Below are 24077 nucleotides of genomic sequence, written 5' to 3' on the forward strand. Positions count from 1 at the left end.
AGCCGATTTATTCCATCTATTTCAAATTAATTTTCGCAGGCGTTTCGTCGCGCGCTATTTGGGAGAGGCGGATCATCGCTTCCAGCGCCAGAGATGCCTTTGTCTTGTACCGTTCGGGATGGCGCAACATGTAGAACGCGCGCTCCGGCAAGTCGATGTTTGCTTTCGCCAGCAAACCTGCCCGCAGATGCGAGGCTACTACCAGTTCCGACATGGCGGTGGCGAACTTGCCGGCCATCACAGCGGAGCGGACCGCTTCGTTGGACGGCAATGTGAGTGCGATATCGAGTGCATCGAAGTCGACATGCATCGCCTGAAGTGCGCACTCGAGCGCCGAGCGCGTGCCGGACCCCTTTTCGCGCAAGATCCACTGTGCCTCAAGAAGATCCGCGTGCAGCAGCCTCCTCCCTGAAGCCCATGGATGGTGCGCTGCGACTACAGCGACGATCTGGTCGGATGCGATGGCATCGACCGATAGTGTCGGCTCGTCGATGGCGCCCTCGACAAAGCCAAGGTCGGCGCCCCCCTGAAGCACTGCTTGGGCGACATTATGGGTGTTATCGATGGTCACGCTCAGTGCGATCGCCGGATGCGCTTGGCGAAATTGCACGAGGTACTCGGGTAGCCAATAGCTGGCGATAGTCTGACTCGCATGAATGGTCAGCGTGCCACGTTTCATTCCACCCAGCTCGGCCAATGTCAGTTCGGCGGCGCGCGCGCTGGCGATCGTGCGGCGTGCTTCTATCAGGAAAATACGGCCCGCTTCGCTGATCTCGATGCCGCGGCCGACGCGATTGAATAGGGCAGTACCATAGCGTTCTTCCAGCACCTTGATCGAAGCACTTACCGCTGAAGGGGTGAGCGCCAACACTGCGGCGGCCTGGGTCAAATGCTGTCGCTCGGCGACTTCAACAAAAATCCGCAATTGTTCTAGTGTCATCTGATTGTTCAATTCTATTGAACGATATATTCGATATTGTAAGATGGACATAACAATCTGTCGACTTGATAATCGTTCTATTGAATTCGAGAATCAGGAGCGGCAAATGGTCAAGCAACCACTAAAACTCGTTCGCAACGCGCTGCCAGGCTTGGCACTTTGCGCTGTGGTTACTGCGATAGCTTACGCAATGGAAAACATCGAAAGCGCTTTATTTGGCCACGCATGGCTCGAAAGCCTGGTGCTGGCCATTCTTCTAGGCACCGCCGTGCGGACGGTGCATCGGCTCGATACTCGCTTCGAAGACGGCATCCAAGTCGGTGCGAAATTATTGCTGGAAATCGCGGTCGTGCTGCTGGGCGCTTCGGTCAGCGCCGGTGCGCTGCTCGAAAACGGCATCGGTCTGATGAGCGGCATCGCGGCAGTGGTCGCCATCGCGATTGCGCTCAGCTTTGCCCTTGGCCGTGCTTTTGGTCTGCCGCGCAAGATGGCCATCTTGATTGCCTGCGGCAATTCGATTTGCGGTAACTCTGCCATTGCCGCGGTGGCCCCGGTTATCGATGCGGATGGAAAGGACGTCGCTGCGGCGATCGCCTTCACTGCCGTGCTTGGCGTTGTCGTGGTGCTGGTGCTGCCGCTAATGGTGTCACTGTTGTCGTTTTCACCAACGCAGTTCGGTGTCTTTGCCGGGCTGACCGTCTACGCGGTGCCCCAGGTGCTGGCCGCGACCTCATCGATATCGCTTAGCAGCGTCCACATCGGCACCCTGGTGAAACTGGTGCGGGTGCTGATGCTGGGCCCAGTCGTGCTGGTACTGTCGCTGATTGGTCGGCGCGAAGGTGGTCGTCGTCCTGCGCTGTCGCATATGGTCCCGTGGTTCATCGTCGGCTTTTTGCTACTGCTGACCTTGCGCTCGTTCGGCGCCATTCCAGAGGCGGCAATTGCGCCGATGCACGTGACGGCGAATTTCCTCACCATTATGTCGATGGCCGCACTCGGACTCGGCGTCGATGCGCGCTCAGTCATGCGGGCCGGTTGCCGGGTCGCCGCAGTTGTCGTGTTGTCGCTGCTGGCGTTGGCAGTCATCAGTTTTTTCCTGATAAAAATGCTCGGCATCGTTTGAAGCACTGCCCGATTAGCGGCTACCGTTAGAAATCGAGGATCTGTATTTTTTTAATACGAGAAACTTGGTGGTATTGCAGAAAGTTACAGTCTGATACGCTTGGCAAGCAGTCGCGCAATGCGCTTGCCAGAGCGGTCTTGATTCATCGCTTAGAGACGGTTTGAAAACTCGGAAGCAACTATGATGTCCAAATGGTCCTCTTCGATAGGAGTACGCCATGTGGACAGCAGAGCAACGAACACGGCATAAGGTCCGGGTTCCCAAGGAGCGCAAGGGTTATCCTACTGATGTGAGTGATCAGGAATGGAAACTCATCGAGCCATTACTGCCGGGCGCTGCTCGTACTGGTCGCCCCCGCAGGACGGAACTTCGCCAGGTGATCAATGCACTTCGTTATCTGGTCCGTTCGGGCTGCGAATGGCGCATGTTGCCAAACGATTTTCCTCCCTATCAAACGGTGTATTACTGGTTCCGTCGGCTAGTGCGACGCTTCCTCTTCCGAACGATCCACGATCTGGCATTGATGCTGGACCGAATGTGCGAACAGCGCGAAGTCGTCCCCTCGGCCGGCATCGTCGACAGCCAGTCCGTCAAGGCACCAGGCGCACGTGAGCGCGGCTACGACGCACACAAGAAGATCAGCGGCCGCAAACGACATATCGCGGTCGATACCGACGGGCGACTGCTGGCAGTGAATCTGACGCCTGCCGACATCGCCGATTCAACAGGTGCGCAATCGGTCCTCGATGCTTTAGTCAAGCGTTGGCCATGGGTCAAGCATCTGTTCGGCGATGCGGCTTACGACCGACGCACCTTGCTCGACAAGGCAGCCTATCTCGACTTTACCGTCGAAGTCGTACGTGGCTTACAGGGCCAGGACGGCTTTCAGGTACAACCGCGACGCTGGGTCGTCGAGCGCACGTTTGCATGGCTGATGCGCTATCGCCGTCTTGTCCGGGACTACGAGCAGCGCCTTGATGTGTCGGAAGCGATGATTTTCATCGCGCTCGGCTCTTCATTACTGCACCGGATGCGTTTCCGGTGAGTTATTAAACCGTCTCTTAGGTGATATGTGCGACCGCGGCTTAAACCTGGTGACGGGCGCCATCGTTCTTTGGCATGCGGTGTTTCTGGAGCGGGCGACACAGGTTGCGCGCGGTCCTGGCAGCTCCCCGACGCCAGTATGCTGCAGTTTCGTGTCCTCGTTGGCCTGGGAGCACATCTACGGGACCGGATATTACATTTGAAGGAAGAGCAAGAAGGTTGATGAGAAAAATATCGGCCGCTGCGGACTTCAAGAATCGGTAACAGGGCTTAGCGCCCGATTTTTTCCGTTTTCCCTATTCTCCCCAATGACCTGCGCCTGCGTGATCGGCGCGACTTGCTCAAAGACCTGCTGGAAACCGCCATTCCGACCACCGACCAGGACGTGATCGTGGTGTTTGCCACCGCATCGGGGCTTCGCGGCGGGCGGCTGGTGCAGCATTCGTATTCAGCACGCATCGTGGGCGCGCCCGTGGCGGGCCATACGCTCAGCGCCATCCAGCTCACCACGGCGGCAGGCATTTGCACGGCGCTGGACCTGGTGGCCCAGGGGCGTTTGCCGCAAAAAGGGTTTGTGGGGCAGGAGGCTGTACCGCTGGCCGACTTTTTGGACAACCGCTTTGGCGTGGCCTACGCCGGGGGCGCGGTGGCGGTGGTGGCTTAACGCGGCGGTGTGCCTCCGCCACTTAGAACAGGTTTCTAGGTGGCGGCTTGCAGCCCCTGCGCGAAGTGCGCCTGCATGGCGCGCCGCGTGCCTTCGGGGTCGCGCGAGAGCATGGCGTCCAGAATGGCGCGGTGCTCGTTCAGCGAATCTTCAATCCGCCCTTGCTTGAACAGCGAGTTGTGGCGGTTGAGCTTCATTACCTTGCGCAGGTCGGCCACCATCTGGCTGCGCCAGCGGTTGTCGGCCATGTCGAGCAAGGCCATGTGAAAACGCTCGTTCACTGAGAAGAAGGCTTCCCGGTTGCCTGCGGCCGATTCCAGCTCGGCGTGCAAATCGCGCAGGGTTTGCTGTTGCTCGGGCGTGGCGCGCTCGGCCACCACGCCTGCGGCGTCGCTCTCCAGCAGGCTGAGCAGGTGGTACACGTCGCGCAGGTCTTTCTCGCTCATCTCCGTCACATAGGCGCCACGGCGCACCTTCATCGTGACGAGGCCTTCGGCGGCCAGCACCTTCAACGCCTCGCGCAGGGGCGTGCGGCTGATGCCGAATTCTTCCGCAATCTTGAGTTCGTCAATCCAGCTGCCAGGCTCCAGCTCGCGGCGGAAGATGCGCTGGCGCAATTGCTCGGCAACTTCTTCGTACAGGGCTTTGGGCGTGAGGGTAATAGCTGACATGGGCCAGATTGTAAGCTGCGCGGAATATTTTGAATGAATAATTATGAATGATGTAAACTTGCCGCCACATCGGTAACAGCCGAGCGTCGCGTGCGACGACCCCCAACGCCATCTTCGGAGAAGCCTTCGCCATGAGTGACACCCCCCAGAACAACGCCCCCGAGTTCGCCCCCACCTCCCTGGAGGCCTGGGCCAAGGCAGCGGCCAAATCGGCCCCCGGTGGCGACGTGAATGCCCTGAACTGGGTCACTCCCGATGGCATCACCGTCAAACCTCTCTACACATCGGCAGACACCAAAGACCTGCCTTACGCCGACACGCTGCCCGGTTTCGAGCCCTTCCTGCGCGGCCCGCAGGCCACCATGTATGCGGTGCGCCCCTGGACGATTCGCCAGTACGCAGGCTTTTCGACCGCCGAAGAATCCAACGCCTTCTACCGCAAGGCGCTGGCCGCAGGCGGGCAGGGCGTGTCGGTCGCGTTTGACCTGGCTACCCACCGTGGCTATGACTCTGACCACCCCCGCGTGACGGGCGATGTGGGCAAAGCCGGTGTAGCGATTGACTCGGTGGAGGACATGAAGATCCTCTTCAACGAGATTCCGCTCGACAAGGTGTCGGTCTCGATGACCATGAACGGCGCGGTGCTGCCCGTGCTGGCGGGCTACGTGGTGGCGGCAGAAGAGCAGGGCGTGTCGCAAGACAAGCTCAGCGGAACCATTCAGAACGACATTCTGAAAGAGTTCATGGTGCGCAACACCTACATCTACCCGCCCAAGCCGTCGATGAAGATCATTGGCGACATCATCGAGTACACGGCCAAGAACATGCCGAAGTTCAACTCGATCTCGATTTCGGGCTACCACATGCAGGAAGCCGGGGCCAACCAGGCGCTGGAGCTGGCCTTCACCCTGGCTGATGGCAAGGAATATGTGAAGACAGCGATTGCCAAGGGCATGGACGTGGACGACTTTGCCGGGCGCCTCTCCTTCTTCTGGGCCATCGGCATGAACTTCTATCTGGAAGTGGCCAAGATGCGCGCCGCGCGCCTCTTGTGGTGCCGCATCATGAAGGGCTTCAACGCCAAGAACCCCAAGAGCCTGATGCTGCGCACACACTGCCAGACCTCGGGCTGGTCTCTGACTGAGCAAGACCCCTACAACAACGTGGTGCGCACCACCATCGAGGCCATGGCAGCCGTGTTTGGCGGCACGCAATCGCTGCACACCAATGCGCTGGATGAAGCCATTGCACTGCCCACCGAGTTCAGCGCCCGCATTGCGCGCAACACGCAACTCATCATCCAGGAAGAGACCCACATCACCAACGTGATCGACCCCTGGGCTGGCAGCTACATGATGGAGAAGCTGACGCAGGACATGGCGGATGCTGCCTGGAAGATCATCGAAGAGGTCGAAGCCATGGGCGGCATGACCCAGGCCGTGGACAGCGGCTGGGCCAAGCTCAAGATCGAAGCCGCCGCTGCGGAGAAGCAGGCGCGCATCGACAGTGGCAAGGACGTGATTGTCGGCGTCAACAAGTACAAGCTGGCCAAGGAAGACAAGGTCGATATCCTCGAAATCGACAACGTGAAGGTGCGCGACGGCCAGATTGCCCGCCTGCAGGAAATCAAGGCAAAACGCGATGCAGCCAAGGTGCAGCAAGCGCTGGATGCTCTTACTTCTGCAGCAGAGTCGGGCGAGGGCAACCTGCTTGAGCTGTCCATCCAGGCCATCCGCCTGCGCGCCACGGTGGGCGAGGTGTCTGATGCGCTGGAAAAGGTTTTCGGGCGCCACCGCGCCGATACGCAAAAGGTGACCGGTGTGTACGCAGCTGCCTATGACTCAGCCGAAGGCTGGGAAAAACTCAAGACCGAAATCAACGCTTTCGCTGAAGACCAGGGCCGCCGCCCCCGGGTCATGATTGCCAAGCTGGGCCAGGACGGGCACGACCGTGGCGCCAAGGTGGTGGCCACTGCGTTTGCCGACCTGGGCTTTGACGTGGACATGGGCCCGCTGTTCCAGACCCCCGAAGAATGCGCCCGCCAGGCGATTGAAAACGACGTGCACGCCGTGGGTGTGAGCACCCTGGCCGCGGGCCACAAGACGCTGGTGCCCGCCATCATTGCCGAGCTGAAGAAGCAGGGCGCTCATGAAATCATCGTGTTCGTGGGCGGCGTGATTCCTGCGCAGGACTATGACTTCCTGTACGAAGCCGGCGTGAAGGGCGTCTACGGCCCCGGCACGCCCATCCCTGCCAGCGCCAAGGATGTGCTGGAGCAGATTCGCAAGGCGGTTGCGGCGTGACACCTGAAGCGATCCAGCGCGGCATTGTGGGGGGCGATGGCCCCTTGCAGCGCCGCGCCATGGCCAAAGCGATCACGCTGCTCGAATCCACCCGCGCCGATCACCGCGCGCAGGCAGACGAGCTGCTCACGGCGCTGCTGCCCCACACGGGCAAGGCGTTCCGCCTGGGCATCAGCGGCGTGCCGGGCGTGGGCAAGTCCACCTTCATTGAAGCCCTGGGCCTGTACCTGATTGGCCAGGGGCATCGCGTGGCGGTGCTGGCGGTGGACCCTTCCAGCACGGTGTCCGGCGGCTCCATCCTGGGCGACAAGACGCGCATGGAGCACCTCTCTGTCAACGAACGCGCCTACATCCGCCCCAGCCCCAGCAGCGGCACGCTGGGCGGCGTGGCCGAGAAGACGCGCGAGGCATTACTGGTGTGCGAGGCCGCTGGCTACGACGTGGTCATCATCGAAACCGTGGGCGTGGGCCAGTCAGAGACTGCCGTGGCGGGCATGACGGACATGTTCGTGCTGATGCAGCTGCCGAATGCGGGTGACGACCTGCAGGCCATCAAGAAGGGCGTGATGGAAATTGCTGATCTGGTGGTCATCAACAAGGCCGACATCGACAAGAACGCTGCCACGCGGGCCGAGGCGCAGATCACTTCCAGCCTGCGCCTCTTGGGCCAGCACGGCAACCCCGAAAACGCCCACCACAACGAAACCCAGTGGCACCCCAAGGTGGTGCAGATCAGCGCGCTGCTGGGGCAGGGCGTGGATGGCTTTTGGGCCGCAGTGAGCGAATACCAGAGGCTGCAAACCGCCAACGGCCGCCTCGCCCAGCGCCGCGAAAAGCAGGCTCTGGCCTGGATGTGGGAACGGATTGAGGCGGGCCTCAAGCTCGCCTTCCGCCAGCACCCGCAGGTGCGCGCGCTGCTGCCGCAGTTGCAGCAAGACGTGGTGGCGGGGCGCATCGCGGCTTCCACTGCAGCAAGAAATCTGCTGCTGGCGCAGTCTGGACAAGCGCCAGCAGCTATTGAATAAATAGCAAATTCATTCCAACGAGACAGCATTTCACCGAAGGACGACCATGCAAGACATCCTGGACCAACTGGAGAAAAAGCGCGAACTTGCCCGCCTGGGCGGGGGCCAGAAGCGCATCGACGCCCAGCACAAGAAGGGCAAGCTCACCGCCCGCGAGCGCATTGAGTTGCTGCTGGACGACGGTACCTTTGAAGAATGGGACATGTTCGTGGAGCACCGCTGCACGGACTTTGGCATGCAGGACAACAAGGTGCCGGGCGACGGCGTGGTCACCGGCTACGGCATGATCAACGGCCGCCTGGTATTCGTCTTCAGCCAGGACTTCACGGTGTTCGGCGGTGCTTTGAGCGAAACACACGCTGAAAAGATCTGCAAGGTGATGGACCAGGCCATGAAGGTCGGCGCACCGGTGATTGGCCTGAACGACTCGGGCGGCGCCCGCATCCAAGAAGGCGTGGCATCCCTGGGCGGTTATGCCGACGTGTTCCAGAAGAACGTGCTGGCCAGCGGCGTGGTGCCGCAGATCAGCATGATCATGGGCCCCAGCGCCGGTGGCGCCGTGTACTCGCCCGCCATGACGGACTTCATCTTCATGGTGAAGGACAGCTCGTACATGTTCGTGACCGGCCCCGAAGTGGTCAAGACCGTGACGCACGAAGAAGTCACGGCCGAAGAACTGGGCGGCGCCATCACCCACACCACCAAGAGTGGTGTGGCCGACATGGCGTTTGAGAACGACGTGGAGGCGCTGATGATGCTGCGCCGCCTGTACAACTACCTGCCGCTCAACAACCGCGAAAAAGCCCCGGTGCGCCCCAGCAACGACCCGGCCGACCGCATGGACATGAGCCTGGACACGCTGGTGCCCGACAACCCCAACAAGCCCTACGACATGAAGGAGCTGATCCTCAAGACGGTGGACGATGGGGACTTCTTCGAGCTGCAGCCCGAGTACGCCAAGAACATCATCATCGGTTTTGCCCGCATGGAAGGCCAGGTGGTGGGCATCGTGGCCAATCAGCCGCTGGTGCTGGCCGGTTGCCTGGACATTAAGTCGAGCATCAAGGCCGCGCGCTTCGTGCGCTTTTGCGATGCGTTCAACATCCCCGTGGTCACGTTTGTGGACGTGCCCGGCTTCATGCCAGGTACTTCTCAAGAGTACGGCGGCATCATCAAGCACGGCGCCAAGCTGCTCTACGCATACGCTGAGTGCACCGTGCCCAAGATCACCGTCATCACCCGCAAGGCCTATGGCGGCGCGTATGACGTGATGGCCTCCAAGCACTTGCGCGGTGACGTGAACCTGGCCTGGCCCAACGCCGAGATTGCGGTGATGGGCGCCAAGGGCGCGGTGGAAATCATCTTCCGTGAAGACAAGAACGACCCGGTGAAGCTGGCGGCGCGCGAAGCCGAATACAAGCAGCGCTTTGCCAACCCGTTTGTGGCCGGTGCGCGTGGCTTTATCGACGACGTGATCCTGCCGCACGAAACCCGCAAGCGCATCTGCCGCTCGCTGGTGATGCTGCAAAACAAGAAGATCGAGAACCCCTGGCGCAAGCACGGGAACATTCCCCTTTGAGCGGCACTGCCACAGCCCTTGGGGCGTCGTTACCGGACCTTGTCGTAGCGCTGCTACTGCCTGCGGTCCGGCGCCTAGCCCCAACCGCTTCGCTGGGCTGTGCCAGCACCTAACCCAATACGTTTCGGGTAAGAGCCCTTGGAAAGAGACAAAACATGTTCACCAAAATCCTGATCGCCAACCGTGGCGAAAACGGCCGCACAGCGGACGTTTCGACAAATTGCCTGCCGCAGACCGCACAGCGGGCTGCTACACGCCATCCCATCGCCTGAGGAGTGAAGAGAATGTTTACAAAAATCCTGATCGCGAACCGTGGCGAGATTGCGTGTAGGGTCATCGCTACCGCCCGCAAGATGGGCATCAAGACGGTGGCCGTTTACTCCGACGCCGACAAGGAAGCGCGCCACGTCAAGCTGGCCGACGAGGCCGTGCACATTGGTGCCGCGCCTTCGCGCGAGTCGTACCTGCTGGCCGACAAGATCATTGCTGCCGCCAAGCAAACCGGCGCACAGGCCATCCACCCCGGCTACGGCTTCCTGTCCGAGAACGAGGCCTTTGCCCAGCGCTGCGAAGACGAAGGCATTGCCTTCATCGGCCCCAAGGCGCATTCGATTGCGGCCATGGGCGACAAGATCGCCTCCAAGAAGCTGGCCAACGAAGCCAAGGTCAACACCATTCCTGGCTACAACGACGCCATTGCCGGCCCCGAGCAGGCGGTGGAAATTGCCAAGGGCATTGGCTACCCCGTGATGATCAAAGCCTCGGCCGGCGGCGGCGGCAAGGGCCTGCGCGTGGCCTACAACGACAAAGAGGCGTTTGAAGGCTTTGCCAGCTGCCAGAACGAAGCCCGCAATAGCTTTGGCGACGACCGCATCTTCATCGAGAAGTTCGTGCAGGAGCCGCGCCACATCGAGATCCAGATCCTGGGCGACAGCCACGGCAATGTGATTTACCTGAACGAGCGCGAGTGCTCCATCCAGCGCCGCCACCAGAAGGTGATTGAAGAGGCGCCATCGCCCTTCATCAGCGACGCCACCCGCAAGGCCATGGGCGAGCAGGCCGTGGCCCTGGCCAAGGCAGTGAAGTACCAGAGCGCGGGCACGGTGGAGTTTGTGGTGGGCAAGGACCAGGACTTCTACTTCCTGGAGATGAACACCCGCCTGCAGGTGGAGCACCCGGTGACGGAGTGCATCACCGGCCTGGACCTGGTGGAGCTGATGATCCGCGTCGCCGCTGGCGAAAAGCTGCCGCTCACGCAAGCCGACGTGAAGCGCGACGGCTGGGCCATTGAGTGCCGCATCAACGCCGAAGACCCGTTCCGCAACTTCCTGCCTTCCACTGGCCGCCTGGTGCGCTTCCAGCCGCCGGAGGAATCCATGTTCCAGTCCGACACCAGCAAAAAGCTGGGTGTGCGGGTGGACACGGGCGTGTACGAAGGTGGCGAGATCCCCATGTACTACGACTCGATGATCGCCAAGCTCATCGTGCACGGCACCGACCGCAACGACGCGATTGCCAAGATGCGCGCGGCGCTGAACGGCTTTGTGATCCGCGGCATCAGCAGCAACATCCCATTCCAGGCCGCGCTGCTGGCACACCCCAAGTTTGTGTCGGGCCAGTTCAACACCGGCTTCATTGCCGAGCACTACGGCAAGGGCTTTGCGGCCGAAGATGTGCCGCACGACGACCCGCTGTTCCTGGTGGCCCTGGCCGCGTTCATGAACCGCCGCTACCGCGCGCGCGCCTCGGGCATCAGCGGCCAGCTGGCAGGCCACGAGGTGAAGGTGGGTGAACAGTTCGTGGTGGTGGTTTTGGGGGCCGAAGGGCAGAACCAGCACCACGAGGTGACGGTGTCTGACTTTGAAGACAAATCGGGCTCCAGCGCAGTCACAGTAAGCGGCAAAAGCTATCAAATCAGTAGCACTGCCACGCTGGGCCAGATCCGCGTGCAGGGCGCCTGCAACGGCCAGGGCTTTACCGCCCAGGTCGAGCGCGGCGCGGGCAAGAACCCGCTGGCCCTGCGCATTCAGCACAACGGCACGCAGATCGAAGCCATGGTGCTCTCGCCCTTGGGCGCGCGCCTGCACCGGCTGATGCCTTACAAGGCACCGCCAGACCTGTCCAAGTTCCTGCTCTCGCCCATGCCCGGCCTGCTGGTGGATGTGGCGGTGCAGCCTGGCCAGAAGGTGCAGGCGGGCGAAAAGCTGGCTGTGATCGAAGCCATGAAGATGGAGAACATCCTCTTTGCCGCGCAAGATGGCGTGGTGGGCAAGATCGTGGCGGGTAAGGGCGAGTCGCTGGCGGTAGACCAGGTGATCCTGGAATTCCAGTGATCTGCCGCTTGGTTTGCCAGGCATTCCAGAGGGGCCTTGCGCCCCTTTTAGTCTTTTTGGCCTCTGGCGCTTGATTTATAAGCGCTGGTAGCTATCAAATCAGGAGCATTCATGAGCGCAACACAACGCCCCTTCAAAGTCCTAGGCATCCAGCAAGTCGCCATTGGCGGCACCGACAAGCAACGCATGAAGACATTGTGGGTGGACATGCTGGGCCTGGAGCAGACAGGCACCTTCCAGAGCGAGCGCGAAAACGTGGACGAAGACATCCTGGCCATGGGCAAGGGCGCCTTCAAGGTGGAGGTGGACATCATGCAACCGCTGGACATCGAGAAAAAGCCCGCCGTGCACACCACGCCGCTGAACCACATTGGCCTGTGGATTGACGACCTGCCCAAGGCCGTGGAATGGCTCACCGCCCAGGGCGTGCGCTTTGCCCCCGGTGGCATCCGCAAGGGCGCTGCCGGCTACGACATCACGTTTTTGCACCCCAAGAGCAATGACGAGTTTCCGATTGCGGGGGAGGGCGTGCTGATTGAACTGGTGCAGGCACCTGCCGATGTGATTGCGGCGCTGGGCTGAACCACCGCCCTGGGACAGGGTCCCAACGGCAGACAGGGGGATTGAGCAGACGCCCCGAAACAGCCAACCCTTGAGGTTGGCTTTTTTTCGTCTGCATGGCGCAGATGTCTGCCGTTAAAAGCGCTCATTTTTGGAAGACTGGCGCGGGAGTTTGCCGGCAATAGACAGCAGATGAGGGCAGGTTGCGTGTGGCAGAAAAAGTGACTTTTCAGATGCTTTCAAGTTCGTCTAAAAAACATCAAAAACTTTCTAAGTGCTTCTAAATATTCTTCAATTTGCCGTCTTTTGCTGCACCATTTTTATGACGGTTTTTATGGCCTTGAAGGCTGGATTTGTGCAACTTTCTGGACCAGAATCCGCCCCATTGCAAGCCCAGCGGCCCGGCACCACACATGGCGTGGTGACCGCCAAGGCCCAGGGCGATTTCCACAAACACCATTCAAGGAGCAAGCATGAACCCCGGCACGACGTCCCAAACCGTACACATCCACCGCCCCTCGTCGCCTCAGGCTCGCCAGGCGGGCCCGTGGTCTGTCGAAGCGATTCAGCAATTGCTCGACAAGCCTTTGCTGGAGCTGGTTTTCGAGGCCCAGACGGTGCACCGCCAGCACTGGCCTGCGGGCGACATTGAACTGGCCACGCTCCTGTCGGTGAAAACGGGTGGCTGCCCTGAAAACTGCGGCTACTGCCCGCAGGCGGCCGAGTTCGACACCGGCGTGAAGGCCGAAAAGCTCATGGAAGTGGAGGAGGTAGTGCGCGCCGCCCAGGCCGCCAAGGACGCAGGCGCCACCCGCTTTTGCATGGGCGCCGCCTGGCGCGCGCCCAAAGACCGCGACATTGAAAAAGTCAGCGCCCTCATTGGCGCCGTGAAAGGCCTGGGCCTGCAGACCTGTGCCACGCTGGGCATGCTCGAATCGCACCAGGCGCAGGCATTGAAGGACGCCGGGCTGGACTACTACAACCACAACCTGGACACCGCCCCCGAGTACTACACCGACGTGGTGAGCACCCGGGCCTATCAGGACCGGCTGGACACGTTGCAGAACGTGCGCGCTGCAGGCATCAGCGTGTGCTGCGGCGGCATTGTGGGCATGGGCGAGGCGCCGGTGCACCGTGCGGGCCTGATTGCGCAGTTGGCCAACCTGCAGCCATACCCCGAGTCGGTGCCCATCAACAGCCTGGTGCGCGTGCCCGGCACGCCGCTGGCCGACAGCGAACCTATCGACCCGTTTGACTTTGTGCGCGTGATTGCGGTGGCCCGCATCACCATGCCCAAGGCGCGCGTACGCCTGTCGGCCGGTCGCCAGCAAATGGGCGAAGTAGTGCAGGCGTTGTGCTTCATGGCCGGGGCCAACTCGATTTTTTACGGCGACAAGCTGCTGGTGACGGGCAACCCCGATGTGGATGCTGATGTGCAGTTGCTGGCCAAGCTGGGCCTGAACGGCCACCGCACCACAACCACCCAAGACGACCACGCCCTCGCTGCCTGAAGCGCACTCCGCTGCGGCGGGCGTTGCCAGGGCAGCATGGCCTTCAAAGCGGCTCGTCGCGCGATGTCAGCTCAATGCGCTCGATGGGCAGATCAGCGGCCAGGCGGTCTACCTCGGCCAGCCTTGCGGGTTCTGCGTCGGCAAACTCCTGGGCGATGCGCCGGAAGTCTTCGGACAGGGCGAGGAAGGAATCCGCCAAAGGCGTTACCAGAGGAGGTCGGCACACGATGGGCCATGAGCCGAGGGATAAGGACGCGGGGGGGGGTGCTGGGATGAAGGTTTCTTGCGCGCGGCCCTTTGTAGCGCCGCGTGCTTTTGCTGCGTCAGGCCGGAGAGGATTTGTCGCTCCCCGGTGGCATGAAAATCAAGCGGCGGCTGCGGCCATGGTGTCCCAGGCCTTCAAAGCCTCGGCCGTGTACATCAGTGCTGGGCCGCCGCCCATGTAGACGCACACGGCTAGCATCTCTTCCAGCTCGGTGCGGGTAGCGCCCAGCTTTTGCAGTGCCTTGACGTGAAAACCGATGCAGCCAGAGCAGCGCTGGGTGACGCCGATGGCAAGGGCAATCAATTCTTTGTGCTTGCTGCTGAGCGCGCCCTCGGCCATGGAGGCCTGCGCCAGTTGTGAAAAGCCTCGCATGGTCTCAGGCTGGGCCTTGCGGAAGGTGGCCAGGCTCTCGTTGATGCCCTGGATCAGGCCTGCGTGGTCAAGAGTACTCATTGCATGTTCCTCGCGGTGCGCGCGGCAGTGCCGCGCTGGGGTTACTTCTTCAGTGGGCAGGTGTTGATGCCCAGCAGGGTGTACGCGGGGCAGAACCTAAACAGCCCGGTGGCAAGAGGTATGACCCCCAGCCAGCCCCACCACCCTACGGTGCCGGTCGCGGCCAGGGCGATGAGCACGAGACCGGCAACGATCCGCAATACGCGATCTATGGTTCCGACGTTGAATTTCATGGTTCCTCCAGAGAGTTGTGGTGCCCCACCATGAGGCACCTTTGGGAAAAGGGAAAATTAGGTGGCGTGGACGGCCTGTGGGTTATTCAAACGATGGCTGCTCTGGCTGCGCTACCGACTTGCCGGCAGCCACCCATGCATCAAATCCGCCAGCAATGGACTGCACGTTCAAGTAGCCCATGCTTTGCAGCGCGCAGGCTGCCAGCGCGGCGCGGCCGCTCGTCTTGCAATACAGCGTGATTCGGGTGTCGCGCGCTGCCAGAGCAGGGGTGCCGCTGAGTTTGAATTCCAGCACGCCGCGCGACATGTGCACAGCACCCGGAATGTGCCCAGCCATGTACTCTTCGGCTTCACGCACATCGATCAGAACGTCCGCCTGCTGAATGGCTTTTTCCGCCAGGTCCAGCGGCACCTCCTGCACGTGCAGCTTGGCGTCTTGCACGAGGTCATGGGCATTTTTCATGGATGTTTCCTCAAAGATGAGTAGGGGGACGGGATTGATCGGGCTGAATGAACTGGCACATAGTATGTTGACTTATATATTGTCAGTCAATAGACTATAGTCAATGAAATTGAATATGGAGTCGATGGAAATGGACGTTGACGGCACCACTGCCATGGACTTGGCAACCATGCGGCGTTCGGCAGATACGGCTTGCAGGCTGATGAAGGCGTTGTCCAACCCCGACCGTTTGCTTTTGCTGTGCCAACTCACCGAGGGCGAGAAGCGGGTAGGGGAGCTGGAGGAGCTGGTCGGCATTGGTCAGCCTACGCTGTCGCAGCAATTGGGGGTCTTGCGCGAAGAAGGCTTGGTCAGTACCCGCCGTGAGGGCAAAAACATCTATTACCAGATCGCCAGCCCCCAGGCCTTGGCCGTCATGAGCGTGCTGTTTCAGCAGTTTTGTGTGCCTGAAACCAGTGAGATCGCGTAGGCTTCGCTTGGAGCCTTGGGCCGATTGCTTTGGCGGGGTGCCGAAGTGCCGCCAGGGTCTCTTGCCAAGTCACTTCCCATCGAGGAAAACCGCAAAGTCTTCTTGAATCGCACCTTGATGAAGGTGCTTTTTCTTTTTCCTCGGCAGGCAAAAAATAAATACACGATGAGCGCACGCATTCTGATCGTCGAAGATCATGCCGACCTCCGCCATTTGATTCGAATGATGCTGGAGTTCGATGGCTATGAAATCTATGAGGCTTCAGATGCGTCTGAAGGTTTAGAGATGGTTCACCGAGTGCGTCCGCATCTACTGGTGCTCGACATCATGCTTCCGGGTGGCATGAATGGCTTGGACTTGTGTCGTCTCTTGAAAACCAACCCAGCTCTGGGATTGCCTGCGGTGGTGTTGGTGACAGCGCGGGGGCAACCGCGTGATATTGAAGCGGGGCTTGCTGCTGGCGCTGATGCCTATCTGGTGAAACCCTTCAATTCCATGAAGCTTCTGGAAATCGTGAAGCGTCTCTGTGAAAAGTCCGCACATTAATGTGTTGGGTCGGCTGAAAAGAAATTTTGCCGTCCAACACATTCGTTGAAACGTCCCGCAGATCGGTACGTCGCCAGTTCCGGCAGTCAGCTCGGCCCTGGCCCTAGAGGTAGGCATCCAGTCATCAGCAGCAGATGCCGGGCGGGCAAGCGGCGTATCTCCACCAGGCGTTTAATTTTTTTCGATGTTTGCTGCTGAGCTATTTAACATAATATACATCGTATCTAGTCACATAACTTCCGCTGATGCTCTCGGTATCGTCATCCCGTAAGCCAGCGCGGTCGATTGAAACCTGAACATGCAGCGTATCTTGTGGACTTCACAGACCAGCGGCCAGCGCACAACACTCTCCCAGCGCCCTAGCAGCCAGCCTCATACCTGTTTCAACCCTGCGGCAAACGTCTGAGCAACGCTGCCATGCCCCGGGGCCAGCCCACAGGGCCAAACCACGCGCCACCGGCAATGGTCCAGGCGTTGGCGATGCCGTACACCACCATGGCGGCGGCCTGGGCAGCGAACACGCCTGCAATGGCGTAGCCGCCGTGCAGAGCCAACCAACCTCCGGCCACGGCTACCACCAGGCGTGCGATGTTGCCAAGCACCGGCCACAGCAAGCGTCCTGCCCCTTGCGAAGCAAAGTACAGCACCAGGCCCAGACCAAAGAAACGGTACCAGGGCCCGACGATCCGCAGATACTGTGAACCTGCTTCGATCATGGCAGGCTCCGTATTGAATAGCGACAGCCAGGCTGCCGGATACGCCGCAGCCCAAAGACCAATGGCCTCGGTCATCGCGAATGCAATCGCCGCCCCGATCCAGGTGGCGCGCAAGGCGCGTTCGCGCTGACCGGCGCCGATGCAGGTGCCAACCATAGCCACCAGGGGTGCGCCCAGGCCAAACACCAGCGGCACCAGCAGATACTCCAGCCGTGATGCGGTGCCATACCCTGCAATCGCCGCAGTGCCGTATGCACCCACCAAGGCTGTGGTGATTCCGATGGCCAGGTTGGTGGCCACGGTGGACACCGTGCCCACCAAGCCCACACGCAAAATGTCTGCAAACAGTGCCCACCGTAACTGCAGACCGCGCAGCGATGGCCGCAGCAAACTGCGCGACGACCAGAGGTAAGCAGCCAACACCGCACTGCTTGCCAGGTAATACATCAGCAGCGCAATGGCGCCCCCGGCGATGCCAAGGCCCGGTAACGGGCCCCACCCAAAGATCAGTAGCGGAGACAGCGGTAGCAGCAACACGGCTCCCGCTACCGTCACATAGGCGGGCAAGGCCATATTGCCGGCTCCACGGATCACGGCCGACAGCGTGTTGAACAGCCAGACCAGCAGCGCGCCACCAAACACCCAGTTTGAATAGACCATTGCCGCATCCAGCGCCCCGCCACTGCCGCCCATGCGGGTGTAAAGCCAGCGCCCTCCTGCAACCACCGTGATCATGAAAACCAATGCAAACACAGCCGCAATCAACAGCGCGTGCAGTACCAGCGCATCGGCATCATTGCGACGCCGGGCGCCCAAGGCCCGGGCGATGGCAGAAGCAATGCCTCCACCCATGGCACCCGCCGATGTCATTTGCATCAGCATCACAGCCGGGAACACCAGTGCCATGCCGGCCAGCGCATCGGTGCCCAGCTTGCCAACAAAGTAGGTTTCCATCAGGCCAACGCCAGCCTGGGCCAGCATCACCAGTACATTGGGTGCGCCCAGGCGCAGCAGCGTGGGCGCAATGGGGGCTTCCAGCAGGAGCCGGGTGCGCGGGTCGAGCGTGGCAGTCATGCGGGGGCTGCTTTGCTGGCGCCGGGCCTGCGCGGCACCACGATGCGCACGGTGGCCACCTGCAACACATCGCCATGCTGGTTACGTGTTTCGCTGCGCACGGAGACCATGCCCCGGTCGGGTTTGGAGCGCGATGGCGTGACCTTTATCACCTCGCTCACCACATGCAGCACGTCTGAAGCGCGGGTGGGCCGTGGCCAGCTCAGCTCGCCACCTGCTCCGATGATGCCGCCGGCGATGGGCAAACCGCTCGTCACTTGCAAACGCATGGTGATTGCGGCTGTGTGCCAGCCACTGGCCGCCAGACCGCCAAACAGGGTATCGCGGGCCGCAGCGTCATCCAGGTGAAAGGGCTGCGGGTCGAACTGCGCGGCAAAGCTGGTGATCTGCGCCTCGTCCATGGCGTGTTCGCCGCTGGTGAACTGGTCGCCCGCGGTCAGGTCTTCCAGGTAGATCGGGGGCTGGGTGGTCGTCGAGGCGTGGCTGGCCGGGGTCTGCGTCATGTCGATGGCTTTCTTGGTGCGAGGTTTTGGGTTCACGCGGCCGTGGCGGCAGGCCGCGCCAGGTGTGCTTCACGGATCGGCAGGTTGACCAGCGCTGCACCCAGGGCCAGCACGATGTCGATGTACCAGACCCAGTCATAGCTGCCGGTGGCCTGGAACACGCTGCCGCCCAGGTAGGCACCCAGAAAGCCGCCCACCTGGTGCGAAAGCATCACGATGCCGAACAACATGGCCATGTTGGCCGTGCCAAACATCTTGGCGACCAGCCCGGCCGTGGGGGGCACGGTGGACAGGAAGGTGATGCCCATGACGGCGGCGAAGATCAGCACCAAGGCGGGCGTTTTGGGGGCAAACAGGAAGATCAGCACCGCCAGGCCACGCACCGTATACAGCAGTGACAGCAGCGACTTCATGCGCCAGCGCCCTACTGCCCAGCCCATGCCCAGGCTGCCCACAATGTTGAACAGCCCGATCACCGCCAGCGACCAGCCCCCTACTTCGGGCGCCAGCCCGCACGCTGCAATCACGCCAGGCAAGTGCGTAGCCAAAAACGCCACATGAAAGCCGCAAACCAAGAAACCCGCTGCCAGGTACTGGTAGCTGGGTGTGGCCAGTGCCTGGGCAATGGCCTCGCGCGCGGTCAATGTCTTCTGGCCGGAGGCTGCCGCAGCCTGCGCTGCCAGCGCATTGGAGTTGCCCTTGAGCACCCACACCGCAGGCAGCGCCAGCAGTACCAGCACGCCCAGCCACTGCAGGGCGCTGGCCCAGCCCACGGCGGCCGTGAGGCTGATGGCGATAGGGGCCATCACAAACTGGCCGAACGAGCCACCTGCGTTGACGATGCCGCTGGCCAGGCCCCGTTTTTGCAGCGGCACCAGCCGCGCAGTAGCTGCCATCAGCACGGACGGCCCGGCCATGCCCGCACCACCTGCGGCCAGCACGCCAATCGCAAAGATCAGCCCGGCCGTGGTGGTCATGTACGGCGTGATGAAGGTGCCCAGCGCTACCAGCGCCACGCCCAGCAGGATGACGCGGCCTGTGCCGATGCGGTCGGCCACTGCACCGGCAAACGGCTGGGTCAGGCCCCACCACAGCTGGCCAAATGCAAACGCCAGGCTGATGCTGCCAATGCCCAGGCCGGTGGAGGTGTTGAGCGCGGACAGGAACAGGCCCATCGTCTGGCGCGTGCCCATCGTCATCGCAAAGGTGCCTGCTGCAGCCAGCAGCAGTAACCATCCCCCGGCAAAGCCGGGGGCATTCGGGATGTGAGCCGCTCAAAGCGGCTGTAAGGGGTCGCTAACGCGGCCCCTCATTCTTGGGGCCACCTATCGGTGGCTACTCACCTCCATAGACCGAGTTGGTCCAACCTCTCGTCTTCCTTCTCCTGGTTTCGGATGTACTCCCGTATCACCGCTTCGTCGCGTCCCACCGTCGAGACGAAGTACCCTCGCGCCCAGAAGTGCTGACCCACGAAGTTGCGCTTTCGCTCTCCGTACACCCGCGCAAGGTGGATTGCGCTCTTGCCTTTGATAAAGCCCACCACCTGCGACACCGAGTACTTCGGTGGGATCGACAGCATCATGTGCACGTGATCGGGCATCAGATGCCCCTCTTCAACCCTGCATTCCTTTTGCGCGGCCAACTTTCTGAATACCTCACCCAGGTGTTCGCGTAGCTGCTTGTACAGCGTTCGCCTTCGACACTTGGGGATGAAGACCACGTGATATTTGCAATCCCAGGCCGTGTGACTCAAACTTTCATACTTGTCCATCGTGTTTCTTCCTTTCGTTTGCTTGGCGGCTCACGATTGAAAGTCTCTACGGTGGACAACCTCCTGAAAAGTCAAACTTCTACTGCCTCCCCGGCAGAGCCGGGGGGCCTCCTTTTGGTAGCTAGCCACAGGGCCAGCGGGCGCGGCGGACCTGGCTGCGGCTTGAGGTGTCGCGTTATTCGTCATGCCCGGCCTCCTGCGCAGGCAGCGCCGCCAGCAAATCGAGCGAGTCATCCACCAGTGCGTGTAAGGCCAGCACACGTTCCACACCCAGCGTTTCATTCAGCGCCAGTTGCGCAGCCTTCCAGTGGCGCTGGGCCTCGGCGCGTTTGTCGCGGCCTGCATCGGTGATGTGCACCAAGCGGCTGCGTGCGTCCGTGCCTGCCTGCAGCGTCACCCAACCTGCATCGACCAGTGGGCGCAGGTTGCGCGTGAGCGTGGAGGCATCCATCTTCATCTCTGTGGCCAGATCACCGGGGCGAATTGGCCCCAGCTTGAGCACATGCGACAGCAGCGAGTACTGCGTGGTCTTGATCCCGCACTTCGCCATCTCGGCGTCGTAGTGGTTGGCCACGCGGCGCATCAGCTGGCGCAGCTTGAAGTTGGTGCAGCCCTGCGGCAGCACGGAGGCCTGGGTGGATGAGTCGGCTTGCATGGATTTAATTGTATCTGCAATAATTGCATATGCAATTAATAAGTTTTGGCCCCACCCACAATCCGGACACCCCATGACCCAACACAACCACCTTGAACACTGGCTGGCGCAGGAGCGCGAGGTCCTGGCCGCGTTGGACGCAGGCCCGGGCCCGGGTGTAGCCACCCGCGAGCAGATCGCCCACCTCAATGGCCTGCAGCAAATGCAAGCCATGCTGCGGGGCGAACTGCCCTACGCGGCCATTGCCAAGACGCTGGACTTCCTGATCGTGGAGGTGGACGATGGCAAGGCCGTTTTCCAGGGCACGCCCCGCCCAGAGCACCTGAACCCCATGGGCACGGTGCATGGCGGCTGGTTTGCCACGCTGCTCGATTCAGCACTGGGTTGCGCTGTGCACACGCGCATGGAACCGGGCCGCGGCTACACCACGGCGGAGCTGGGCATCGATCTGGTCAAGGCCATCACGCCCAAGGTGCAGCGCGTGCGCGCCGAAGGCCGCGTGATCCACTGCGGGCGCCAGCTGGCCACGGCCGAAGCGCGCCTGGCGGGGCCGGATGGCACGCTGTACGCGCATGCCACCACCACCTGCTTGGTTTTTGACTTGCCGGCACAATCGAAGGCATGAGATTCCTTCACACCATGCTGCGCGTTGGCAACCTTCAACGCTCTATCGACTTCTACACCAAGGTGCTGGGCATGCAACTGCTGCGCCAGTCTGAAAACCCCGAATACAAGTATTCGCTGGCGTTTTTGGGCTTTGAGGGGGGCAACCCTGGCCAGGCAGAAATTGAACTGACCTACAACTGGGGCGTGGAAAGCTACGACCACGGCAACGCCTATGGTCATATCGCACTGGGCGTGCCTGACGCGTATGCCGCCTGCGAAAAGATCAAGGCCGCTGGCGGCAACGTCACGCGCGAGGCAGGCCCCGTCAAAGGCGGCACTACCGTGATTGCCTTTGTCACCGATCCAGACGGGTACAAGATCGAATTGATTCAGCGGGCCGAGGGCGCTGCGGGCGCTGGCTTGCGCTGACCTGAACCTGGTCACCAAGCGCATTGGCAAGGTGCTGGCCCTCTTGCCAGTTGCTCTCAAAATAATAGCTGCTGGCGCTTTCCAGATAAGCGCTAGCAGCTATTTTTATTGAAATTTTCTCGGCAGGATTACTTCACCAAGCCCAGCACTTCCTTGAAGTCAGGGTGCTCGCAAGTGCGCAGCCATTCAAAGGCCACCATTTCGGTGGTGACCAGCTCTGCGCCCGCGCCGGCCAGCCGGTCAAACGCTGCATCGCGGTTGCGCTCGGTGCGTGAACCGCAGGCGTCGGTCACCACCCACACTTCAAACTCGTCCTCCAACAAGTCCAGCGCTGTTTGCAACAGGCAGACATGGGCTTCGCATCCGGCAATCACAATCGTGCCGCGCTCAGGGGCCTGTTGCACTGGCTTTTGCAGGTGCTTGGGCAGGCTGCGGGCATTGCCGCCCTGCTGGGGCTTGGCGGGCGGGCGCAGCCATTCGCCCAAACCTTCTTCCGCAGCGCTGAAGTGCATCTTTGCCAGGGTGCGGTCGCACAGCGCGCGCAAGTCGGCATCGTTGGCACCCAGACGCGACGGATTTTGCTCGGTGCCCCACACCGGTACGCCCAGCGTGCGCGCCACACGGGCCAGCAAGCGGGCGTTGGCCAGAACGGCCGGGCCATCGTGGATGGCGGGCATCAAGCGTGCCTGGTAGTCCACCAGCACAAGTTGGGATTCGTCAGCGTCGAGCAGCATGGCAGGGTCTTTCTCTCTTGTGGTTGCAAGGGCCGGATTGTCGCAGCCGTAGCGCAGCGCCGGGGGCTTTGCACCAGCAGGCGTATCTTGAACTTTGCGGGCAGGCCCCAGCGCGCTTGCCTGGCAGGAGCATGGGAGGTAGCTTCATGCAACCCTTGGCTCTGAACAAGGCTTTTACCGCGACGAACCCCGGAGCTGCGGTCGTCATGACCACGCGGGATGACGCGAAGGACAACACATCATGGGCCGATCGCGCCGGGCCTCCCTTGATTCAGGAGTACCTTGCCAAGCTGGAGTGTAAAGTGATCGCAGAGCTGCTGGGATTGCCTTGCTGAGGCTGAGCCGACCATGCCAGCACTCAAAGCAGTCTGGCGGCAATGGGCCAGCGAGGCAGTCTCACCGACCTTCATTCAAACCAGCCAGCCTGCTCAAAATCCGGGGCTGTTCATGTCGAGGCAAACGATAAAGTCTGCACGTCAGAACACCGACCAGCCTGTGAACTCTGACAACTCTTGCAGCGCGCGCGTGCCGAGCAGTGAATTGCCAAACGCATTCAGGCCAGGAGACCAGACCGCGATCGATGCATGTCCCGGAACGACGGCAAGAATGCCGCCTCCAACGCCACTCTTGCCGGGGAAGCCGACCGAATAGGCGAAGTCGCCTGAACCATCATAGTGCCCCGCGAGCAGCATCAAGGCGTTGATGCTGCGTGCCTGAGCTGGGTTCAGCAGGTGGGCTGCGGAGTCGAAACCGGCCAGGAACCGGCCGACGCTGGCCAATTGCTGGCAGTTCATCGTGATCGCGCATTGGCGACAGTAAATCTGCAGCAGCCGTTCGCATTCCGTGTGCAGATTGCCGCACGAGCGTAGAAAGTACGCCAGGGAGAAGTTGCGGTAGGCCGTGCGGTATTCCGAGGCGGCAACCTGTTCATCAATCGAGATCCGGTCATCTCCAGCCGCCGTGCGAACGAAATCCATCAGTTCGTCGAGTCCGCCGCCCGCGTCAGGCGCATCAAGCATGGCGTCGGTGGTGACCAGTGCACCCGCATTGACGAAAGGATTGCGCGGTTTGCCGCCTTCCTGCTCAAGCTCAATGACCGAGTTGAAGGTGTAGTTAGATGGTTCCTTGCCCACCCGCTTCCAGAGCCGGTCGCCGTGACGGCCCAATGCGATCGCCAGCGAGAAGACCTTTGAGATGCTCTGGATCGAAAACGGCGTCGCAGCGTCGCCCGCGCTCAGCTGCTCACCACTGGCCAGGCACACACTGATCCCGAACTGATGCACATCAACGCTGGCCAGTTGCGGAATGTAGTGCGCCACCTGGCCGCGTTTGTGCGCGCGCTTCATGCGCGCGTCGAGCCCTACCAGAAAGCCCTGGAGCGTTTCCAAAGCGGCGCGGTCCATCGT

Annotated in this window: 28 protein-coding genes and 1 pseudogene; 15 read left to right on the plus strand and 14 right to left on the minus strand. The window is 61.3% G+C overall.

Annotation, left to right across the window (positions count from 1 at the left end):
* Nucleotides 1–16 precede the first annotated feature (16 nt).
* Nucleotides 17–940, minus strand: coding sequence for a LysR family transcriptional regulator (locus BDD18_RS15190; RefSeq protein ID WP_036216428.1), 924 nt, complete (start codon nucleotides 938–940; stop codon nucleotides 17–19).
* A gap of 43 nt (nucleotides 941–983) precedes the next feature.
* On the opposite strand from BDD18_RS15190, the gene BDD18_RS15195 reads away from it, so the two are divergent.
* The 4 genes and pseudogenes from BDD18_RS15195 to BDD18_RS15210 form a co-directional block, all read left to right on the plus strand.
* The gene (locus tag BDD18_RS15195) at nucleotides 984–2063 is read left to right on the plus strand and encodes a YeiH family protein (protein WP_244939115.1); all 1080 of its coding nucleotides are present in this window, start codon (nucleotides 984–986) and stop codon (nucleotides 2061–2063) included.
* Between the two features lie 217 nt (nucleotides 2064–2280).
* The gene (locus BDD18_RS15200; protein ID WP_027868003.1) at nucleotides 2281–3108 is read left to right on the plus strand and encodes an IS5 family transposase; all 828 of its coding nucleotides are present in this window, start codon (nucleotides 2281–2283) and stop codon (nucleotides 3106–3108) included.
* A 25-nt stretch (nucleotides 3109–3133) separates the two neighbouring features.
* Nucleotides 3134–3310, plus strand: coding sequence for a Tn3 family transposase (locus BDD18_RS22960; RefSeq protein WP_136223706.1), 177 nt, complete (start codon nucleotides 3134–3136; stop codon nucleotides 3308–3310).
* 98 nt (nucleotides 3311–3408) lie between these two features.
* Nucleotides 3409–3771: pseudogene (locus tag BDD18_RS15210) on the plus strand (saccharopine dehydrogenase family protein); the annotation flags it as partial.
* Between the two features lie 35 nt (nucleotides 3772–3806).
* On the opposite strand, the gene BDD18_RS15215 reads toward BDD18_RS15210, so the two are convergent.
* Nucleotides 3807–4442, minus strand: a complete 636-nt coding sequence (locus tag BDD18_RS15215; RefSeq protein WP_142084220.1) for a GntR family transcriptional regulator — start codon at nucleotides 4440–4442, stop codon at nucleotides 3807–3809.
* A gap of 131 nt (nucleotides 4443–4573) precedes the next feature.
* Between BDD18_RS15215 and scpA the strand changes: the two genes are divergently transcribed.
* The 5 genes from scpA to BDD18_RS15240 all read left to right on the plus strand — a co-directional run bounded on the left by scpA (nucleotide 4574) and on the right by BDD18_RS15240 (nucleotide 12264).
* Nucleotides 4574–6745 carry a methylmalonyl-CoA mutase gene (gene scpA / locus BDD18_RS15220; RefSeq protein ID WP_142084222.1) on the plus strand — a complete coding sequence of 724 codons (2172 nt, stop codon included), beginning with the start codon at nucleotides 4574–4576 and terminating at the stop codon, nucleotides 6743–6745.
* On the plus strand, nucleotides 6742–7770 hold the full coding sequence (gene meaB / locus BDD18_RS15225) for a methylmalonyl Co-A mutase-associated GTPase MeaB (RefSeq protein ID WP_142084224.1): 1029 nt from the start codon (nucleotides 6742–6744) through the stop codon (nucleotides 7768–7770). Before scpA ends, meaB begins: the two co-directional genes overlap by 4 nt.
* Before the next feature lie 46 nt (nucleotides 7771–7816).
* Nucleotides 7817–9349, plus strand: coding sequence for an acyl-CoA carboxylase subunit beta (locus tag BDD18_RS15230; RefSeq protein ID WP_142084226.1), 1533 nt, complete (start codon nucleotides 7817–7819; stop codon nucleotides 9347–9349).
* A gap of 284 nt (nucleotides 9350–9633) precedes the next feature.
* On the plus strand, nucleotides 9634–11682 hold the full coding sequence (locus BDD18_RS15235) for an acetyl-CoA carboxylase biotin carboxylase subunit (protein ID WP_066695334.1): 2049 nt from the start codon (nucleotides 9634–9636) through the stop codon (nucleotides 11680–11682).
* 111 nt (nucleotides 11683–11793) lie between these two features.
* A complete protein-coding gene (locus BDD18_RS15240; RefSeq protein ID WP_142084229.1) occupies nucleotides 11794–12264 on the plus strand; it encodes a VOC family protein in 471 nt (156 codons plus the stop codon).
* A 259-nt stretch (nucleotides 12265–12523) separates the two neighbouring features.
* Here the strand turns inward: BDD18_RS15240 and BDD18_RS22130 are convergent, their stop codons facing one another.
* Nucleotides 12524–12694, minus strand: coding sequence for a hypothetical protein (locus BDD18_RS22130; RefSeq protein WP_156451478.1), 171 nt, complete (start codon nucleotides 12692–12694; stop codon nucleotides 12524–12526).
* A gap of 22 nt (nucleotides 12695–12716) precedes the next feature.
* Here BDD18_RS22130 and bioB point away from each other — a divergent pair, with 22 nt between their 5' ends.
* Nucleotides 12717–13754, plus strand: coding sequence for a biotin synthase BioB (gene bioB / locus BDD18_RS15245; RefSeq protein ID WP_142084231.1), 1038 nt, complete (start codon nucleotides 12717–12719; stop codon nucleotides 13752–13754).
* Between the two features lie 43 nt (nucleotides 13755–13797).
* Here the strand turns inward: bioB and BDD18_RS15250 are convergent, their stop codons facing one another.
* From BDD18_RS15250 to BDD18_RS15265, 4 genes are all read right to left on the minus strand, one after another.
* Nucleotides 13798–13953, minus strand: a complete 156-nt coding sequence (locus BDD18_RS15250) for a hypothetical protein (protein WP_244939116.1) — start codon at nucleotides 13951–13953, stop codon at nucleotides 13798–13800.
* Nucleotides 13954–14118: 165 nt separating this feature from the next.
* Nucleotides 14119–14472, minus strand: a complete 354-nt coding sequence (locus tag BDD18_RS15255; protein ID WP_066695331.1) for a carboxymuconolactone decarboxylase family protein — start codon at nucleotides 14470–14472, stop codon at nucleotides 14119–14121.
* Between the two features lie 41 nt (nucleotides 14473–14513).
* Entirely contained in the window at nucleotides 14514–14705 is a 192-nt protein-coding gene (locus BDD18_RS15260; protein WP_044394699.1) for a YgaP family membrane protein, read from the minus strand.
* Nucleotides 14706–14787: 82 nt separating this feature from the next.
* Nucleotides 14788–15168: a rhodanese-like domain-containing protein gene (locus BDD18_RS15265; protein ID WP_044394697.1), complete on the minus strand. Its 381-nt coding sequence runs from the start codon at nucleotides 15166–15168 to the stop codon at nucleotides 14788–14790.
* 103 nt (nucleotides 15169–15271) lie between these two features.
* On the opposite strand from BDD18_RS15265, the gene BDD18_RS15270 reads away from it, so the two are divergent.
* Nucleotides 15272–15637, plus strand: coding sequence for an ArsR/SmtB family transcription factor (locus BDD18_RS15270; RefSeq protein ID WP_244939117.1), 366 nt, complete (start codon nucleotides 15272–15274; stop codon nucleotides 15635–15637).
* A gap of 165 nt (nucleotides 15638–15802) precedes the next feature.
* Complete coding sequence (locus BDD18_RS15275; RefSeq protein ID WP_066695324.1) at nucleotides 15803–16183, plus strand: response regulator transcription factor; 381 nt, start codon at nucleotides 15803–15805, stop codon at nucleotides 16181–16183.
* A gap of 383 nt (nucleotides 16184–16566) precedes the next feature.
* On the opposite strand, the gene BDD18_RS15280 is transcribed toward BDD18_RS15275, so the two are convergent.
* The 5 genes from BDD18_RS15280 to BDD18_RS15300 all read right to left on the minus strand — a co-directional run bounded on the left by BDD18_RS15280 (nucleotide 16567) and on the right by BDD18_RS15300 (nucleotide 20902).
* Nucleotides 16567–17973, minus strand: coding sequence for an MATE family efflux transporter (locus BDD18_RS15280; RefSeq protein ID WP_142084234.1), 1407 nt, complete (start codon nucleotides 17971–17973; stop codon nucleotides 16567–16569).
* Entirely contained in the window at nucleotides 17970–18476 is a 507-nt protein-coding gene (locus BDD18_RS15285) for a MaoC family dehydratase (protein ID WP_066695349.1), read from the minus strand. The genes BDD18_RS15280 and BDD18_RS15285 overlap by 4 nt, the downstream gene beginning before the upstream one ends.
* Nucleotides 18477–18508: 32 nt before the next feature.
* On the minus strand, nucleotides 18509–19675 hold the full coding sequence (locus BDD18_RS15290; protein ID WP_156451477.1) for an MFS transporter: 1167 nt from the start codon (nucleotides 19673–19675) through the stop codon (nucleotides 18509–18511).
* Nucleotides 19676–19815: 140 nt separating this feature from the next.
* Entirely contained in the window at nucleotides 19816–20247 is a 432-nt protein-coding gene (gene tnpA, locus BDD18_RS15295) for an IS200/IS605 family transposase (protein ID WP_026437438.1), read from the minus strand.
* A gap of 175 nt (nucleotides 20248–20422) precedes the next feature.
* Nucleotides 20423–20902 carry a MarR family winged helix-turn-helix transcriptional regulator gene (locus BDD18_RS15300; RefSeq protein ID WP_142084238.1) on the minus strand — a complete coding sequence of 160 codons (480 nt, stop codon included), beginning with the start codon at nucleotides 20900–20902 and terminating at the stop codon, nucleotides 20423–20425.
* Between the two features lie 73 nt (nucleotides 20903–20975).
* Here BDD18_RS15300 and BDD18_RS15305 point away from each other — a divergent pair, with 73 nt between their 5' ends.
* Together BDD18_RS15305 and gloA are read left to right on the plus strand one after the other, a co-directional pair.
* Nucleotides 20976–21527: a PaaI family thioesterase gene (locus BDD18_RS15305; RefSeq protein ID WP_142084240.1), complete on the plus strand. Its 552-nt coding sequence runs from the start codon at nucleotides 20976–20978 to the stop codon at nucleotides 21525–21527.
* On the plus strand, nucleotides 21524–21937 hold the full coding sequence (gloA, locus tag BDD18_RS15310; protein ID WP_066695315.1) for a lactoylglutathione lyase: 414 nt from the start codon (nucleotides 21524–21526) through the stop codon (nucleotides 21935–21937). Before BDD18_RS15305 ends, gloA begins: the two co-directional genes overlap by 4 nt.
* Nucleotides 21938–22065: 128 nt before the next feature.
* Here the strand turns inward: gloA and BDD18_RS15315 are convergent, their stop codons facing one another.
* Entirely contained in the window at nucleotides 22066–22671 is a 606-nt protein-coding gene (locus tag BDD18_RS15315) for an isochorismatase family protein (protein WP_142084242.1), read from the minus strand.
* 146 nt (nucleotides 22672–22817) lie between these two features.
* Between BDD18_RS15315 and BDD18_RS15320 the strand changes: the two genes are divergently transcribed.
* On the plus strand, nucleotides 22818–23006 hold the full coding sequence (locus BDD18_RS15320) for a hypothetical protein (RefSeq protein WP_142084245.1): 189 nt from the start codon (nucleotides 22818–22820) through the stop codon (nucleotides 23004–23006).
* A gap of 141 nt (nucleotides 23007–23147) precedes the next feature.
* On the opposite strand, the gene BDD18_RS15325 is transcribed toward BDD18_RS15320, so the two are convergent.
* A complete protein-coding gene (locus tag BDD18_RS15325) occupies nucleotides 23148–24074 on the minus strand; it encodes a glutaminase (protein WP_142084247.1) in 927 nt (308 codons plus the stop codon).
* Between the last annotated feature and the right edge of the window lie 3 nt (nucleotides 24075–24077).

This window comes from Acidovorax temperans (assembly GCF_006716905.1).
GTDB classification, from domain to species: Bacteria; Pseudomonadota; Gammaproteobacteria; order Burkholderiales; family Burkholderiaceae_C; genus Acidovorax; species Acidovorax temperans.

What these genes read in the sequence shown, in the direction of transcription:
- BDD18_RS15270 (WP_244939117.1), top strand. Translation starts at nt 15,272, where the DNA reads ATGAAATTGAATATGGAGTCGATGGAAATGGACGTTGACGGCACCACT.
- scpA (WP_142084222.1), top strand. Translation starts at nt 4,574, where the DNA reads ATGAGTGACACCCCCCAGAACAACGCCCCCGAGTTCGCCCCCACCTCC.
- BDD18_RS15265 (WP_044394697.1), bottom strand. Translation starts at nt 15,168, where the DNA reads ATGAAAAATGCCCATGACCTCGTGCAAGACGCCAAGCTGCACGTGCAG.
- BDD18_RS15325 (WP_142084247.1), bottom strand. Translation starts at nt 24,074, where the DNA reads ATGGACCGCGCCGCTTTGGAAACGCTCCAGGGCTTTCTGGTAGGGCTC.
- BDD18_RS15230 (WP_142084226.1), top strand. Translation starts at nt 7,817, where the DNA reads ATGCAAGACATCCTGGACCAACTGGAGAAAAAGCGCGAACTTGCCCGC.
- tnpA (WP_026437438.1), bottom strand. Translation starts at nt 20,247, where the DNA reads ATGGACAAGTATGAAAGTTTGAGTCACACGGCCTGGGATTGCAAATAT.
- BDD18_RS15290 (WP_156451477.1), bottom strand. Translation starts at nt 19,675, where the DNA reads ATGACGATGGGCACGCGCCAGACGATGGGCCTGTTCCTGTCCGCGCTC.
- BDD18_RS15260 (WP_044394699.1), bottom strand. Translation starts at nt 14,705, where the DNA reads ATGAAATTCAACGTCGGAACCATAGATCGCGTATTGCGGATCGTTGCC.
- BDD18_RS15255 (WP_066695331.1), bottom strand. Translation starts at nt 14,472, where the DNA reads ATGAGTACTCTTGACCACGCAGGCCTGATCCAGGGCATCAACGAGAGC.
- BDD18_RS15305 (WP_142084240.1), top strand. Translation starts at nt 20,976, where the DNA reads ATGACCCAACACAACCACCTTGAACACTGGCTGGCGCAGGAGCGCGAG.
- BDD18_RS15285 (WP_066695349.1), bottom strand. Translation starts at nt 18,476, where the DNA reads ATGACGCAGACCCCGGCCAGCCACGCCTCGACGACCACCCAGCCCCCG.
- BDD18_RS15215 (WP_142084220.1), bottom strand. Translation starts at nt 4,442, where the DNA reads ATGTCAGCTATTACCCTCACGCCCAAAGCCCTGTACGAAGAAGTTGCC.
- BDD18_RS15200 (WP_027868003.1), top strand. Translation starts at nt 2,281, where the DNA reads ATGTGGACAGCAGAGCAACGAACACGGCATAAGGTCCGGGTTCCCAAG.
- BDD18_RS15235 (WP_066695334.1), top strand. Translation starts at nt 9,634, where the DNA reads ATGTTTACAAAAATCCTGATCGCGAACCGTGGCGAGATTGCGTGTAGG.
- BDD18_RS15275 (WP_066695324.1), top strand. Translation starts at nt 15,803, where the DNA reads ATGAGCGCACGCATTCTGATCGTCGAAGATCATGCCGACCTCCGCCAT.
- gloA (WP_066695315.1), top strand. Translation starts at nt 21,524, where the DNA reads ATGAGATTCCTTCACACCATGCTGCGCGTTGGCAACCTTCAACGCTCT.
- BDD18_RS15240 (WP_142084229.1), top strand. Translation starts at nt 11,794, where the DNA reads ATGAGCGCAACACAACGCCCCTTCAAAGTCCTAGGCATCCAGCAAGTC.
- BDD18_RS15190 (WP_036216428.1), bottom strand. Translation starts at nt 940, where the DNA reads ATGACACTAGAACAATTGCGGATTTTTGTTGAAGTCGCCGAGCGACAG.
- BDD18_RS15280 (WP_142084234.1), bottom strand. Translation starts at nt 17,973, where the DNA reads ATGACTGCCACGCTCGACCCGCGCACCCGGCTCCTGCTGGAAGCCCCC.
- BDD18_RS15300 (WP_142084238.1), bottom strand. Translation starts at nt 20,902, where the DNA reads ATGCAAGCCGACTCATCCACCCAGGCCTCCGTGCTGCCGCAGGGCTGC.
- BDD18_RS22960 (WP_136223706.1), top strand. Translation starts at nt 3,134, where the DNA reads ATGTGCGACCGCGGCTTAAACCTGGTGACGGGCGCCATCGTTCTTTGG.
- BDD18_RS15320 (WP_142084245.1), top strand. Translation starts at nt 22,818, where the DNA reads ATGCAACCCTTGGCTCTGAACAAGGCTTTTACCGCGACGAACCCCGGA.
- BDD18_RS15315 (WP_142084242.1), bottom strand. Translation starts at nt 22,671, where the DNA reads ATGCTGCTCGACGCTGACGAATCCCAACTTGTGCTGGTGGACTACCAG.
- BDD18_RS15195 (WP_244939115.1), top strand. Translation starts at nt 984, where the DNA reads ATGGACATAACAATCTGTCGACTTGATAATCGTTCTATTGAATTCGAG.
- bioB (WP_142084231.1), top strand. Translation starts at nt 12,717, where the DNA reads ATGAACCCCGGCACGACGTCCCAAACCGTACACATCCACCGCCCCTCG.